The sequence below is a fragment of the Sphingomonas sp. LH128 genome (assembly GCF_000293195.2).
GTDB classification, from domain to species: domain Bacteria; phylum Pseudomonadota; class Alphaproteobacteria; order Sphingomonadales; family Sphingomonadaceae; genus Novosphingobium; species Novosphingobium resinovorum_A.
In genome coordinates, this window is sequence record NZ_ALVC01000134.1 from 1 (window position 1) to 13716 (window position 13716).

Annotated in this window: 16 protein-coding genes and 1 riboswitch; of the genes, 11 read left to right on the top strand and 5 right to left on the bottom strand. The window is 67.0% G+C overall.

Going from position 1 to position 13716, the window contains the following annotated elements; translation table 11 throughout:
• Positions 1–1245 (bottom strand): phosphomethylpyrimidine synthase ThiC (thiC, locus tag LH128_RS11490; RefSeq protein ID WP_008829795.1); only part of this gene is annotated, 1245 nt, incomplete at its 3' end.
• Between the two features lie 63 nt (positions 1246–1308).
• A riboswitch (TPP riboswitch) is annotated at positions 1309–1419 on the bottom strand.
• Positions 1420–1462: 43 nt separating this feature from the next.
• Between thiC and LH128_RS11495 the strand changes: the two genes are divergently transcribed.
• From LH128_RS11495 to LH128_RS11505, 3 genes are all read left to right on the top strand, one after another.
• Positions 1463–2089, top strand: coding sequence for an SOS response-associated peptidase family protein (locus LH128_RS11495; protein WP_008829796.1), 627 nt, complete (start codon positions 1463–1465; stop codon positions 2087–2089).
• Positions 2090–2186: 97 nt separating this feature from the next.
• Positions 2187–3056, top strand: coding sequence for a DUF1838 family protein (locus LH128_RS11500; RefSeq protein WP_008829797.1), 870 nt, complete (start codon positions 2187–2189; stop codon positions 3054–3056).
• Positions 3057–3102: 46 nt separating this feature from the next.
• Positions 3103–3711 carry a uracil-DNA glycosylase family protein gene (locus LH128_RS11505; RefSeq protein WP_008829798.1) on the top strand — a complete coding sequence of 203 codons (609 nt, stop codon included), beginning with the start codon at positions 3103–3105 and terminating at the stop codon, positions 3709–3711.
• Here the strand turns inward: LH128_RS11505 and LH128_RS11510 are convergent.
• From LH128_RS11510 to LH128_RS11520, 3 genes are all read right to left on the bottom strand, one after another.
• Positions 3699–4502 carry a MipA/OmpV family protein gene (locus tag LH128_RS11510; RefSeq protein WP_008829799.1) on the bottom strand — a complete coding sequence of 268 codons (804 nt, stop codon included), beginning with the start codon at positions 4500–4502 and terminating at the stop codon, positions 3699–3701. The genes LH128_RS11505 and LH128_RS11510 overlap by 13 nt on opposite strands.
• Before the next feature lie 120 nt (positions 4503–4622).
• A complete protein-coding gene (locus tag LH128_RS11515; protein WP_036527289.1) occupies positions 4623–5201 on the bottom strand; it encodes a DUF2585 domain-containing protein in 579 nt (192 codons plus the stop codon).
• A 20-nt stretch (positions 5202–5221) separates the two neighbouring features.
• Positions 5222–5779 carry a GNAT family N-acetyltransferase gene (locus LH128_RS11520; RefSeq protein WP_051211476.1) on the bottom strand — a complete coding sequence of 186 codons (558 nt, stop codon included), beginning with the start codon at positions 5777–5779 and terminating at the stop codon, positions 5222–5224.
• 74 nt (positions 5780–5853) lie between these two features.
• On the opposite strand from LH128_RS11520, the gene crtY reads away from it, so the two are divergent.
• From crtY to LH128_RS33360, 6 genes are all read left to right on the top strand, one after another.
• The gene (gene crtY / locus LH128_RS11525; protein ID WP_008829802.1) at positions 5854–7053 is read left to right on the top strand and encodes a lycopene beta-cyclase CrtY; all 1200 of its coding nucleotides are present in this window, start codon (positions 5854–5856) and stop codon (positions 7051–7053) included.
• A complete protein-coding gene (locus LH128_RS11530) occupies positions 7050–8528 on the top strand; it encodes a phytoene desaturase (protein WP_008829803.1) in 1479 nt (492 codons plus the stop codon). Before crtY ends, LH128_RS11530 begins: the two co-directional genes overlap by 4 nt.
• A complete protein-coding gene (locus LH128_RS11535; RefSeq protein WP_008829804.1) occupies positions 8525–8962 on the top strand; it encodes a hypothetical protein in 438 nt (145 codons plus the stop codon). Before LH128_RS11530 ends, LH128_RS11535 begins: the two co-directional genes overlap by 4 nt.
• A 1-nt stretch (position 8963) precedes the next feature.
• Positions 8964–9557 (top strand): TIGR00730 family Rossman fold protein, encoded by a 594-nt coding sequence (locus LH128_RS11540; RefSeq protein ID WP_008829805.1) that lies wholly within the window; start codon positions 8964–8966, stop codon positions 9555–9557.
• A 156-nt stretch (positions 9558–9713) separates the two neighbouring features.
• A complete protein-coding gene (locus LH128_RS11545) occupies positions 9714–10685 on the top strand; it encodes a phytoene/squalene synthase family protein (protein ID WP_008829806.1) in 972 nt (323 codons plus the stop codon).
• A 79-nt stretch (positions 10686–10764) separates the two neighbouring features.
• The gene (locus LH128_RS33360; protein WP_008829807.1) at positions 10765–10911 is read left to right on the top strand and encodes a lmo0937 family membrane protein; all 147 of its coding nucleotides are present in this window, start codon (positions 10765–10767) and stop codon (positions 10909–10911) included.
• 18 nt (positions 10912–10929) lie between these two features.
• Here the strand turns inward: LH128_RS33360 and LH128_RS11550 are convergent, their stop codons facing one another.
• Positions 10930–12195: a multidrug effflux MFS transporter gene (locus tag LH128_RS11550; RefSeq protein ID WP_202196475.1), complete on the bottom strand. Its 1266-nt coding sequence runs from the start codon at positions 12193–12195 to the stop codon at positions 10930–10932.
• 91 nt (positions 12196–12286) lie between these two features.
• Here LH128_RS11550 and dinB point away from each other — a divergent pair, with 91 nt between their 5' ends.
• Entirely contained in the window at positions 12287–13414 is a 1128-nt protein-coding gene (dinB, locus tag LH128_RS11555) for a DNA polymerase IV (RefSeq protein ID WP_008829809.1), read from the top strand.
• A 174-nt stretch (positions 13415–13588) separates the two neighbouring features.
• The coding region (locus tag LH128_RS32105; RefSeq protein ID WP_008828850.1) for a (dimethylallyl)adenosine tRNA methylthiotransferase at positions 13589–13716 on the top strand (128 nt) is incomplete at its 3' end.

Genomic DNA, 13716 nt, shown 5'->3' on the forward strand with positions numbered 1-13716 from the left:
GCCCGGCCCCTCGATCATGACCTGCACGTCCTGCTCCCAGGCGCGCTTGGTCAGTTCCCCCAGCGTGTAGAGTTCGGCGAACTGCGCCTCGTCGTTGGCATCCGCGATCGAGCCGGGGCGCAGGCCATCGCCCAGCGAGTAGGCGACGTCGTAGGCCTTCATGATCTCGGTGATTTCGTCGAAGCGTTCGTAGAGGAACGATTCCTTGTGATGCGCCAGGCACCACTTGGCCATGATCGAGCCGCCGCGGCTGACGATGCCGGTGACGCGCTTCGCCGCCAGCGGCACGAAGGGCAGGCGAACCCCGGCGTGGATGGTGAAGTAATCGACGCCCTGCTCGGCCTGTTCGATCAGGGTGTCGCGGAAGACTTCCCAGGTCAGGTCCTCGGCAATGCCGCCGACTTTCTCCAGCGCCTGATAGATCGGCACGGTGCCGATCGGCACGGGCGAGTTTCGGATGATCCATTCGCGCGTGTCGTGGATGTTGCGCCCGGTCGAAAGATCCATGACGGTGTCGGCGCCCCAGCGGATCGACCAGACCATCTTGTCGACCTCGTTCGCCACGTCCGACGCGACAGCAGAGTTGCCGATATTGGCGTTGATCTTGACCAGGAAATTGCGCCCGATCGCCATCGGCTCGCTTTCGGGGTGGTTGATGTTGGAGGGGATGATGGCGCGGCCGCGCGCGACTTCCTCGCGCACGAACTCGGGCGTCACGTAGTCCGGGATCGATGCGCCCCAACTTTCACCATCTCTGGCCTGCCCGTCGCGCACGTATTCCTTGAGCATGGCGCGGCCGAGGTTCTCGCGCTCCGCCACATATTCCATCTCCGGCGTGATGATCCCGCGCCGGGCGTAGTGCATCTGGCTGACGTTCATGCCCGCCTTCGCGCGCAAGGGCCGCCTGACGACGTTGGGGAAGGCCGGAACCCCTGCCGAACGGTCAGGCCCCTTGATGCCGTTGTCCTCGGGCTTCACCTCGCGCGCGGCGTAATCCTCCACGTCGCCGCGCGCCGTGATCCATTCGCGGCGCTTGGGGGCGAGGCCCGCCGAAATGTCGATCGTGACATCAGGATCGGTATAAGGGCCGGAGGTGTCGTAGACCCGCACCGGGGCCTCGCCGCTGCCGGGTTCGAGGTGGATTTCGCGCATCGCCACGCCCAGCGGGCCGACGTGGATCTTCCTCGATCCACGGATGGGGCCGGTGGTCACGCCGATCTCGAGCTTGGAATTGATGTCTGCCATGGATTGCCTCTCTTTTTCTCCATGGGACGAAAAAAGAGACGCATTGCGGGCGTTGAAACATGCTCAAACCCGACGCTCCACTTCCTCCGCCCGTACTAACGGGTTCAGGTTCAACGGGTCTTGTGGAGCATACCCACAACTCTCAGCCACTTGCTGGCTCCCCGGGGACGGCGCAGTGATAGACGCGCGTATCGGCGGGGTCTAGAGGCTTGAGCCCATGCCGATGCTCTATCGCCTCGACGCGCCCGCGCCGCATGTCGCGCGCTCCTTCGGGGCCGAATCCGGCAATGACCCGTGGGACGGCGGCCACGTCGCGCCCGGGCAGTTCGCGCCGGTCATCACGGCAGGGCGAGAGGCGATCGCCGGGCCGAGGCCGCACTATCGCACCCCGCGCCGGATGATCCCGCGCCTCTGGGGCGTACCGCCGCCTCCCTCGGTCCACGAACAGCGCGGCATCCTGACGGTGCGCAACCTCGACAGCCCGTTCTGGATCGGCAACTTGCGCAACAGCGAGTTCCGCTGCCTAGTCCCCGCCACCGCCTTCATGGAGTGGGGCCGCCCCTCGCCCACGGATGGCAAGGGCCGCCAGTGCTGGTTCGCCTGCGCCGACCAACCGGTCTTCGCCATGGCGGCGGTATGGAAGGACAGCGAGATTCCCTCCTTCGCCCTCCTCGCCTGCGAAGCGAACGCGGCACTGAGAGCAGAGGGGCGAGAGACGATGCCCGCGATCCTCCCACCCGATCCGGCCGTGCAGGACACCTGGCTGCGCGGCGCCTGGGACCGCGCGAAGAGCCTCATCGTGCCTTACTCCTCGTCCCTCATGGAGATGCGTGTGGCGGGCTGAGCCCATCGCTATCCGAGACGCGACCAATCCCGTGCCGCATGCTTGTTGCTCCTCCGATAACGATCAACTTTCTCGATCGCAGTAAGGGGAGTGTAAAATGATCGAGCAGAACGACGCGGCAAAACTGAACCGACGAACCGCCTTGGGACTGGGCGCCACCGCGCTTGCCGCAGCCTCGCTTCCGGCGGCGGCGGCAACGCCGAAGAAGCGCCTGCTCGACACCGCCAATGCAGCCGACGCTTCGCTGATCTATCGCAAGCTGCGCTATCGCACGGACGACGGCTTGGTCTTCTCGTGGATCAAGGGTCCGTACATGGCCGCGACGGGGGGCGACCTGATCCCGGTCTATGCGATCAATCTCGGATCGATCCAGCGCATCACGCACAACGCCGACGGCAGTTTCGAGCTGATCGACCTGGAGATCAGCTTCCGCGTCGATATCGACACCGGCCGTCGCCTCACCGACCTCCGCAACCCGATCACGGGAGAGACCGTGAAAGTCGGCGGTCGCGGCCCGATCCCCACGCGCGTGCGGGTTTCGGCGACCAACGAGATCGACATTCCCGATATTCCGGGCGCGCCCCGTTTCGAGCACGTCCACACCCCCGCCGTGCCCTTCACCCTGCGCACCGGCGAGATCGCGGTGCGCGACCGCTCGCACGCCAGAGTGACCGCTCCCGACGGCTCGGTGTCCTATCTGAACGAAGTGAGCACCCTGTCCGCGCCAAGCGCGCTGGTGCTGGACCCGGCGGTCACCAACGTCGACACGCGGGTGCAGTCCAACGACGTGCGCAGCTGGCCGGAATGGCTGCGGATGGGCGATCGCCCCGGTACGCTCAACCTGTTCGGCAACGGCGGCAAGGTGAAGCGCTTCGAAGACCTTCCGGCGGACTGGCACGCCATGCTCGAGACGTATTATCCGCAGATCGCCAAGGACCCCGTCGCCGCTCTCGACAAGGCGGGGTAACAGGGCACGCCTTGTCTCAGGCAAGGAAGGTGGCCATCTGCGGTAGATGGCCTCCGCGACCCTCGACGCCCTGCTCGGCGAAATCCGCGCCTGCCGCCTGTGCGAGACGGCGCTGGGCTTCGAGCCGCGCCCGTTCGTCGCGGCCAGCCCCTCCGCGCGCCTGCTCATCATCGGGCAGGCGCCGGGCAGCAAGGTCCATGCCAGCGGCATAGGCTGGGACGACGACAGCGGCGACCGGCTGCGCGGCTGGCTGGGGCTCGACAAGGCCATGTTCTACGACACCGCGAAAGTCGCGCAGATGCCCTCCGGCTTCTGCTATCCGGGCAAGGCGAGCGGCGGCGACAAGCCCCCTCGCCCCGAATGCGCCCCGCGCTGGCACGCGCCGCTACTGGCCGAACTGCCGCAGCGGCGCCTGACCCTGCTGGTGGGGCAGTACGCCCAGAAACGCTACCTGCCGCGCGGCTTCGCGCCCAACCTCACCGAAACGGTGCGACGGTGGCGCGAGGCGCCGGAAGGACTGTTCCCCCTTCCGCATCCGGCGTGGCGCAGCCGGCTGTGGATGGCGAAGCACCCGTGGTTCGAAGCGGAAGTGCTGCCTGACTTGCGCCGGAAGGTGATCGAAGCCGTCGAAGGCTCCCCGCATCAGAACGTATAGGCCACGCCCGCGCCCAGGACCCACTGGTTCGCACTGCCCCGCAGCGAGGTGAACGGCGTGTCCTTGCCGTCGTTCAGCATGCGCGAATAGTTCGCCACTCCGAACACCGAAAGCCCACCGTCGCGCACGTCGCCGGAGAGGTCATAAGCCATCAGCAGCGAGGTGTTGACGCTGTCCCAGCCGCCCTTGGCATTGTAGACCGGCAGCCCGCTCGCAAGGCTCTGCCCGGGATTCACCGAGTAATAGTAGCGCGCGAACTTGTCATCGACACGGCGAGCGCTGACCGCCAGCACCGTGACGATCGCCGGGCTCAGGGGCGTCGTGTAGCTGATCGCGGGGGACCAGACCATGCCCTTGTAGGCACCGTTCACGTCCCACTTCACGTCGCTCGACAGCGTGAGCGTATCGTAGTCGTGCAGCACGCGGTACTTGGTCACGCCCGCGCTGACGCCGACCTCGATCGCCGGATCGAGCTTGCCTGCCGCCCGCACGACCTCGTCCCGCACGCGCCGGTTGCGATTGAACGAGGCCGTGACGACCGGCCCCAGCGAAAAGCCGATGCCCGAATCCTTGTCGTCGGGAATGAAGTCCAGCGCCACGCCCGCAACGCGCGGATTGATGTCCACGCCCTTGAAATGGCCGCGCACCAGCGGCACCGGCGAGAGGATGTAGTCATCCGAGCCGCGATAACTGGGAACATAGACCGCGCCGACGCCGACCGTCAGGTAATCGCCGTCGAGGACGTTCTCGGCCGGCTGTTGCTGCGGCGCCTCCTGCGCGATGGCGGGCATCGAAAGAAGGGCGGCAGATGCCGTGCAAATCCGTAAGACAAGGCGTGAATTCATGACGGTCCCCTGAAGATCTTGGGAGACCAACGCTTTGCGGGACCTAACAGTTGCCTCGCGTGGCTTTCAGACCGACGACTGCCAGTCACGCACCGCCTCGATCGGGTGCACCAGCATCAGGACGTTGAGGGTCAGGTTGTCCCGGATCATGAACAGCGTGAACGCCTCGAACACAAGCGCCAGAGCCACGCTGGCACGGGCCGGAAGGCGCGCGGCGACAATGAAACCCAGCGCCATCCACCCCACGTCGCTCAGCGAGTTGAGCACGCTGTCGCCGCTGTAACCGTAGCTGATCGTGACTGAACGGTAGCGATCGATGATCAGGGGCGAGTTCTCCAGCAGTTCCCAGCCTCCCTCTAACGCCACCGCCAGCGGCAAGGCCCAGCGCGGCGACAGGACGCGGCCCAGCGCAGTCCACCGCCAGAGCGCACGCGCGATTCCGTAGAAGATGAGCCCGTGGATGACGTGGCTGAAACTGTACCAGTCAGCCACCTGCTGGCTGTTCTGGTCCGACTGCACATCCCCCGCCCAGAACCGGACGACGCCGCAAGGGCAGATGCCCGGGCGGCCCATCGCAAGCTCAACCAAAAGCAGCGCAAGGCCAAGACAAAGCGCCAGCCACGCCGCCGGACGATGCGGCAGCAGGGGCGAGCGTCCCGCGAGGTTCAGGATGCCGCGGCACCTTCGGGCAGCGTCTCGTTGCCGTCGCCGAGGCGGCGCTGCATGAGGAACACGTCGATCCACTGACCGTGCTTCCAGCCCGCCGCCGTCAGCGTACCGACCGGCAGGAACCCCGCCCGCGCGTGGAGCACGACCGAGGCCGGTTCCGAGGCCGCGATCACCGCAAAAGCCTGCCGGAAACCGCGCTTCTCGCACTCGGTGAGCAGTTCCTGAAGCAGCGCGCTGCCGATCCCGCGGTTCAGGCTGTCCTGGCACACGTAGATCGTCGTCTCGACGCTGTAGCGATAGCCCGCACGCGGGCCGTAGCGCTGGGCAAAGCCGAAGCCGAGCACCTTGCCGTCATCGTCGCGCATGACGAGGAAGGGATAGCCGCCCTTGATAAGCTCACAGATCCGCCGTTCCGATTCCGCCTCGTCGGGTGGTTCGGTCTCGAACGTCGCGGTGCTTTCCAGCACGTAGTGCGCGTAAATCTCGGCTATTGCGGCCGCATCCCCCGATGCGGCGTCGCAAACGGCCAGTTGGCCTGTGAGTTGCCCTGTCATCGTCACGAACATGCAGTAAAGCGAGGGGTCTGCCAAGTTGCAGCAATCGTTCGCAGTGCCTAAACAACGCCGCGATGCAGCAAAAATCGGCCGATCCGGCGTTCTGTGACCTCGCGATACTCGGCGGCGGCCTTGCCGGCGGGCTGATCGCGCTTGCCTTCGCGGCGCGGCGACCGGACCTTCGTGTGGCGATATTCGAGCGTGATCAGCGACTTGGCGGGGAACACGTCTGGTCCTTCTTCGCCAGCGACCTGCCCGAAGGCGGCGAGGCGCTGCTGGACCCCATCGTCGTTGCCCGTTGGGACGATTACGAGGTGCGTTTTCCCGGCACCAGGCGGCACCTAACGACACCCTACCGGAGCGCAACGGGCACAAAGCTCGACGCGGCGGTGCGCGCAGCGCTGCCCGCCGACGCCATCGTCACCGGCTTCGAAGTCGGGCACGCCGACGCCACCAGCGTCACCCTGTCCGATGGTCGCCGCTTCGCCACCGGGGCGGTGATCGACGCGCGGGGGAGCCGGGGCCTGCCGCACATGGCAGGCGGCTGGCAGAAGTTCGTCGGGCTGTCGCTGCGCCTCGCTTCGCCGCATGGGCTGGCGCGGCCGGTGGTGATGGATGCCACCGTCGCGCAGATCGACGGCTACCGCTTCGTCTACTGCCTGCCCTTCTCCGATACCGAGGTCTTCGTCGAGGATACGTACTATTCCGATACCTCCGACCTCGACCTCCCGGCCCTGCGCACCCGCATCGCCGACTATGCCCGCGCGCAAGGCTGGCAGGTCGAGAGCGTTGCCTACGAGGAAACCGGCGTCCTTCCCGTCATCGCCGAGGGGGATTTCGAGGCATTCTGGCGCGCCGGAAGCCCCCTGCCGCGTGCCGGAACCCGCGCCGCCTTGTGCCATCCGCTGACATCCTACTCGATTCCCGATGCGACAAGATTCGCGCTTTACCTGACCAGCCTCGACAATCTCTCCGGGTCCGCCCTATTGAGGACCAGTCATGACAGGGCCGCACAGCACTGGCGCCAAGGGCGCTTCTATCGAATGTTGAGCAAGATGCTCTTCGGCGCCGCACACGGCCCGGATCGCTGGCGCATGCTGGCGCGCTTCTACACGCTGCCCGAAGGGCTGATCGAACGCTTCTACGCAGGCCGCTCGACCCCGCTCGACATGGCGCGCGTGCTGGCCGGAAAGCCGCCGGTGCCGGTGGGCGCGGCGCTCGCCAGCCTGACCGGGCGCGGGCGTCCGCTGGCTGATCTGGGAGCCGTCTCGTGAAGAAAGCCTGCGTCATCGGCGCCGGTTTCGGCGGCCTCGCCCTCGCGATCCGGCTCCAGAGCAGCGGCATCGCCACCACCCTGATCGAGGCGCGCGACAAGGTGGGCGGCCGCGCCTACTCCTGGCAGCGCGAGGGCTTCACTTTCGATGCCGGCCCCACCGTCGTCACCGATCCGGAATGCCTGCGCGAGTTGTGGAAGCTCTCCGGCCACGACATCGCCGACGACGTGACGCTGATGCCGGTCATGCCGTTCTACCGCCTCAACTGGACCGACGGCGTCACCTTCGACTACTCGAACGACGAAGGTTCCCTGCGCCGCGAGATTGCCCGCGTCGCCCCCGGCGACCTTGCCGGGTACGAGGAATTCGAACGCTACGCCGCCGGGGTCTGGCAGGAAGGCTACGTCAAGCTGGGGCACGAGGCGTTCCTCGACTTCTCCAGCATGATCAAGGCCGCGCCCGCGATGATGCGCTATCAGGCGTGGCGCTCGGTCTATTCGATGGTCTCGCACTACGTGAAGGACGAGCACCTGCGCCAGGCGCTCTCGTTCCACACCCTGCTGGTCGGCGGCAACCCGATGAGCACCAGCGCGATCTACGCCCTGATCCACAAGCTGGAAAAGGACGGCGGCGTGTGGTGGACCAAGGGCGGCACCAACAAGCTGGCGCAGGGTATGGCGAACCTGTTCGAGCGGCTCGGCGGCACGCTGCGCGTCGGCGACAAGGTCCGGCAGGTCCACACCATCGGCGATCAGGTCACCGAAGTGGAATGCGAGAGCGGCTGGCGCGAACGCTTCGACGCGGTCGCCTCCAACGGCGACCTCATGCATACGTACGCCAGCCTCCTCGGCGACACGGTGCGCGGCAAGGAGATGGCCAGGAGCCTCACCAAGAAGAGCTTCTCGCCAAGCCTGTTCGTCGTGCACTTCGGGCTGGAGGGCACCTGGCCCGGCATCCCGCACCACACGATCCTGTTCGGGCCGCGCTACAAGGGCCTGCTCGACGACATCTTCGAGCATGGCGTGCTGCCGCGCGATTTCTCGATCTATCTCCATCACCCGACCGTCACCGATCCCTCGATGGCGCCGCCGGGCAAGAGCACTTTCTACGCGCTCGTCCCCGTCGCCCACATGGGCAAGCTGCCGATCGACTGGGCGGAAGTCGGCCCGGTGCTGGAACAGCGCGTGATCCGCGAAGTCGGCCGCCGCCTGATCCCCGACATCGAGGACCGCATCGTCACCCGCTTCCACTACGCCCCGCCCGATTTCGAGGCGGACCTCGGCGCGTGGAAGGGCAATGCCTTCAGCCTCTCGCCGATCCTGACGCAGAGCGCCTTCTTCCGCGGCCACAACCGCGACGACAAGCTGAAGAACCTCTACCTCGTCGGCGCGGGCACGCATCCGGGCGCGGGGATTCCCGGCGTCGTCGGCAGCGCCAAGGCCACCGCCAAGCTGATGCTGGAAGACCTCAGGTGAGCCGGGAAGTCCACGCCCTCAATGCCGCATGGGGCTGGACCGGCGTGCACTTCGCCGAGGTCGTCGCGCACAGCCTGATGGGGCACATGCTCGTCACCGACGATGCGGGCGCGTTCCATTACGTCGATCCCGATCTCGGCGAAGTCACCCCGCTCGGCACCGAAGCGGAGGCCAGGGCGCACATGGCCCGCGATGAAACGAAGGCGATCTGGCGCGCGGACGCCCTTGTCGATGCGGCGGTAAAGCGGCTAGGGCCTCCCGCATCGGGCGAGGTCTACAGCCTCACCCCGCAGGCGCTCGTCGCCGGGGACTATGCCCACGAGAATCTGGTGCGGATCGATTTCGTCCGCCTCATCCAAATCACGGGTGACCTCGCCCGGCAGACGCGCGATCTTCCGGAGGGCGCGCTGGTTAATATCAAGGTAGTTGACTGACATGAAGCGTCTCGCCGTCTACTGCGGCTCCGCCACTCCCGCCGATCCCCGCTACGTCCAGCTGGCCGCGGACGTCGGCACCGCGCTTGCCACGCAGGGCATCGGCGTCGTCTACGGCGGCGGTCGCCTCGGCCTCATGGGCGCCGTCGCGGGTGCCGCGCTGGCGGCGGGCGGCGAGTGCATCGGCGTCATCCCCGAAGCGCTCACCGGCAAGGACGGCAAGGGCGGCGAAGTCGCCAACTACGACTGCGAACTGACGATCGTGAAGACCATGCACGAGCGCAAGGCCAAGTTCACCGAGCTGTCCGACGGCTTCCTCGTCCTGCCCGGCGGCGTCGGCACCATGGACGAGCTGTGGGAGGCGGTCAGCTGGGCGCAGCTGGGCTATCACAACAAGCCGGTCGGCGTGCTCAATGCCTTCGGGTTCTACGACGGGCTGCTGGCGTTCAACCGTCACATGGCCGAAGTCGGCTTCGTGCGTCCGGCGCACCAGGGCATCCTGCTGGCCGATACCGAACTGGCGCCGCTGCTCGACCGGATGCATGCGCACCAGCCGATCGTGCCGATCGTGAACATGGACCCGAACACGCTGTGATGCACGTGGCCTGCCGTTCGGGCGAGGGAGGGCTTGTCCCCCCCTCGTTCGTCATTGCGAGCGAAGCGAAGCAATCCAGGGCAGTCTCAAGCCGCCCTGGATTGCTTCGCTTCGCTCGCAATGACGACGGGTGGGGTGAACGAAAGACCAGCGGCAATGCCCTTTAACCGCGCCGCCCTCGTCGCCGAGGCGCGCGAATCCATCCGGCGCGGGTCGAAGAGCTTCGCCGCCGCCAGCCGCCTGTTCGACCGCGAAACGCGCGAGCGGGTCTGGCTGCTCTACGCCTGGTGCCGCGCCTGCGACGACATCGCCGACGAGCAGGAGTTCGGTGGAGGACATGGGGGCGGCGCCTCCACCCCCGGCAAGCTCGACCCCGAATCGCGCCTCGCCACGATCCGCACCCTCACCGAACTGGCGATGGCCGGGGAGGCAACCGGCTCGCCCGCCTTCGACGCGCTCGGCCAGCTCATGCGCGAGACGCCGATCACCCCCGCCATGGTCGAGGACGTGCTCGCCGGTTTCGCGCTCGACGCCGCCGAATGGCGCCCGCGCTCCGAAACCGACATGCTGCGCTACTGCTATCACGTAGCGGGCGCGGTGGGGGTGATGATGGCAGCCGTCATGGGCGTGCCCGCCGACGACGAGGACACGCTCGACCGCGCCTGCGACCTCGGCATCGCGTTCCAGCTCGCCAACATCGTGCGCGACGTGTGGGAAGACGACGCCAACGGCCGCTGCTACCTTCCGGTCGAGTGGCTGGTGGAGGCTGACATCCCCCCCGGCGAGATCACCAAGCCGCACTATCGCCACGCCCTCGTCCCGCAAGTCGCGCGGGCCTGCGCGATGGCGCGCGAATACGAGGCCTCCGCCCGCGTCGGCGCGGCGAAGCTGGCATTCCGGCAGCGCTGGGCGGTGCTTTCGGCGGCAGGCATCTACGGCGGCATCGCGCGGGAGGTCGAACGCCTCGGCGCCCATGCATGGGACCACCGCGCGCGGGTCAGCACGCCGCAGAAGCTGCGCCTGATCGCGGGCGCCTTCTTCGAGGCCAAGCGTGAACCGGCCCCTGCGCCGATACCCCGGCCATCGCGCCGCGAACTGGCGCGCCTCTCGTCGTCCCGGACGACGTGAAACCCTCTAAGCAATAGACCGGAAACAAATCCGTAGGACCCGGCGTTACCCACGCACACAACTGTTGGGAGCTACGTCCATGCTATTCACCATCGCCGCCATCCTCATCGTGCTCTGGCTGCTCGGCTTCGTCGTGTTCCATGTTTCCAGCGCGCTGATCCACGTGCTGCTGGTGATCGCCATCGTCGTGGGTCTCGTGCAGCTGTTCCGCGGCCGCAGGGTATAAAAAAGCGCGTGCGCCCCGTCAGTGACCGACTGGCGGAGGCGCATTGCGGTAATACTCCGGCGGGTTGAGACGGCGGAACAGCCGTCCGCCCTCCGAATAGAGCACCAGTACCAGCGCGATCAGCCCGCAGATCACCATGGCCGCCATGATCGGCCGCGCGGTGCCGTCGTAAGCCTGTCCGATCAGCGACCCCAGCGTCGCCCCCAGCACCATGCGCACGAACGCCATGACCGATGCCGCCGCCCCCGCGATCCGCGCGAAAGGCTGCAGCGAGATCGCCTGGAAGTTCGAGCCGATGAAGCTGAGCATGCACATCGACAGCGTCATCAGCGGCAGGAAGGTCCACAACCCCTCGCCCCGCATCGCCAGCACGAGATGAAGCGCGCCCACCGCGATGTAGCACAGCAGGGCCGCGTGCGAGACGCGCCGCGCACCGAACCGCTCGACGATGCGGGCGTTGGCGAAGTTGGTGCAGGCCATCACCAGCGCCATGCAGCCGAAGATCACCGGGAACATCGTGCCCGCGCCGAAGTGCTCGCCCACCAGCTGCTGCGCGCTGTTGATGTAGCCGAACAGCGCCGCCTGCACGAAGGCCGCGCCCAGGAAATAGCCGAGTGACGCGCGCTCCTTCAGCGCCAGCCCCATGTTCCCCGCGATCACGCCGAAGCGCACGGGCTGGCGGAAATCGGGGTGCAGCGTTTCCGGCAGGCGAGTCCATGCCCAGGCGAAGACGCAGGCGGCAAGACCGCCCATGATCCCGAAGATCCAGCGCCATCCCGCGAACAGCAGCACCGTCTGCCCCAGCATCGGCGCGATCATCGGCACCACCATGAAGGTCATCGCGATCAGCGACTGGCTGCGCGCCATGCGGTCGCCCTCGAACCGGTCGCGCAGGATGGTCATCGGCATGACGATCATCGCCGAGGTCACGAAGCCCATCATGCCGCGCGCGATCAGCAGCAACTCGAAGCTGGCCGAAACCGCGCAGACCATGGAGAGCAGCACGTAGGAAGTGATCGCCGTCAGCACCACCGGACGCCGCCCGAAACGGTCGGCCAGCGCCCCCGGAAACAGCGAACCGAGCCCCGAGCAGATCAGGAACACGCCGACGATCAGCTGGCGCCGGTTGGGGTCGGCCAAGTGCAGGTCGGTGCCAATCGCGCCGAGCGCCGGCAGCATGACGTCGATCGCCAGCGCCTGCAGGGCTTGGAAGGAGGCCATCATGACGACGAATTCGAGCTCCCCCATCGGGAACTTGTCGGAGCGTGGTGCGGGGGAGGTCATGCGCTGGCGCATGCCGCACTTGGCATTGGATGGCCAGTGAAATCCCGCTCCGGATGGCGCATTCGGCCCGAACAGCGCTATATGATATCACATGTTTTCGCAGGACGATCATCGCCCCGGATCGGGAGAGGACGAGGCCGACGGCCTGCGCAAGATCATTCACGTCGACATGGACGCCTTCTACGCCAGCGTCGAGCAGCGTGACGATCCCTCGATCCGGGGGCTTCCCGTAGCGGTCGGCGGCTCGTCCGGACGGGGCGTGGTGGCGGCGGCAAGCTACGAAGCGCGCAAGTTCGGCGTGCGTTCGGCAATGCCCTCCGCCCGCGCCGTTCGCCTTTGCCCGGACCTCGTGTTCCGCAAGCCGCGCTTCGAGGTCTACCGCGAGGTCAGCCAGCAGATCCGCGCGATCTTCCTCGACTATACCCCCCATGTCGAACCGCTCTCGCTCGACGAAGCGTATCTCGACGTCACCGCCGACCTCAAGGGCATCGGCTCGGCCACCCGCATCGCGCAGGAAATCCGCCGCCGGATCAAGGCCGACACACGGCTGACCGCCAGTGCCGGGGTGTCCTACAACAAGTTCCTCGCCAAGCTCGCCAGCGACCAGAACAAGCCCGATGGCCTCTGCGTCATCCGCCCCGGCGAGGGCGCGCAGTTCGTCGCCGGGCTACCGGTGCGCCGCTTCCACGGCGTCGGCCCGCGCGGGGCGGAGAAGATGGCGCGCCTCGGCATCGAGACCGGCGCCGACCTTGCGGGCAAGGACCTCGCCTTCCTGCGCGCCAACTTCGGCAGCTTCGCCGAGTACCTGTTCCGCGCCGCACGGGGCGTCGACTTGCGCCAGGTACGTGCCGATCGCCCGCGCAAGTCGGTAGGCGGCGAGCGCACCTTCTTCGAGAACATCGAGGATCCGGTGGCCCTGCGCGAAACCATGGACCACATCGTCGATACGGTGTGGGAGCGCATCGAACGCTCCGGCGCGCGGGGGCGGACGGTGACGATGAAACTGCGCTACGCCGACTTCCAGACGCTGACCCGCGCGCGGTCGCTGCATCATTTCGTGGCGGACAAGGCGGAGTTCTCGGCGATCGGCCATGCCTTGCTGGAGGACCACTTGCCCCTGCCCCAGCCGATCCGCCTGATGGGCCTGACGCTTTCGGCGCTTGAGCAGCGCGAGGAAGACGCGCGGCCCGCGAAGGACGGGCAGTTATCGCTGTTGTAGGAATCCTCCCTGTTCCGAAGGAATGGGGAGGGGGACCGCTCGCGTAGCGAGGGGTGGAGGGGGAGAATCCCCTCCGTCAGCCCTGCGGGCTGCCACCTCCCCATCGCTGCGCGACAGGGAGGATAAAAGGCAGTCCCCCTGTCCAAACCCACCCTTTTGCGCTAACGGCGCGCGATGCAAACGACTGCGACTCCCCGGACCTACCGCGTCAAGAGCTTCGGCTGCCAGATGAACGTCTATGACGGCGACCGCATGGCCGAACTGCTCGCCGAACAGGGCATCACCGCCGCGCCGGAAGGCGA

Excerpts from the sequence above, each read along its gene's own strand:
- LH128_RS11495 (WP_008829796.1), top strand. The coding sequence starts at position 1,463 with ATGCCGATGCTCTATCGCCTCGACGCGCCCGCGCCGCATGTCGCGCGC.
- dinB (WP_008829809.1), top strand. The coding sequence starts at position 12,287 with ATGTTTTCGCAGGACGATCATCGCCCCGGATCGGGAGAGGACGAGGCC.
- LH128_RS11510 (WP_008829799.1), bottom strand. The coding sequence starts at position 4,502 with ATGCCCGCCATCGCGCAGGAGGCGCCGCAGCAACAGCCGGCCGAGAAC.
- LH128_RS11540 (WP_008829805.1), top strand. The coding sequence starts at position 8,964 with ATGAAGCGTCTCGCCGTCTACTGCGGCTCCGCCACTCCCGCCGATCCC.
- LH128_RS11520 (WP_051211476.1), bottom strand. The coding sequence starts at position 5,779 with ATGACAGGGCAACTCACAGGCCAACTGGCCGTTTGCGACGCCGCATCG.
- LH128_RS11505 (WP_008829798.1), top strand. The coding sequence starts at position 3,103 with ATGGCCTCCGCGACCCTCGACGCCCTGCTCGGCGAAATCCGCGCCTGC.
- LH128_RS11500 (WP_008829797.1), top strand. The coding sequence starts at position 2,187 with ATGATCGAGCAGAACGACGCGGCAAAACTGAACCGACGAACCGCCTTG.
- LH128_RS11550 (WP_202196475.1), bottom strand. The coding sequence starts at position 12,195 with ATGACCTCCCCCGCACCACGCTCCGACAAGTTCCCGATGGGGGAGCTC.
- LH128_RS33360 (WP_008829807.1), top strand. The coding sequence starts at position 10,765 with ATGCTATTCACCATCGCCGCCATCCTCATCGTGCTCTGGCTGCTCGGC.
- crtY (WP_008829802.1), top strand. The coding sequence starts at position 5,854 with ATGCAGCAAAAATCGGCCGATCCGGCGTTCTGTGACCTCGCGATACTC.
- LH128_RS11545 (WP_008829806.1), top strand. The coding sequence starts at position 9,714 with ATGCCCTTTAACCGCGCCGCCCTCGTCGCCGAGGCGCGCGAATCCATC.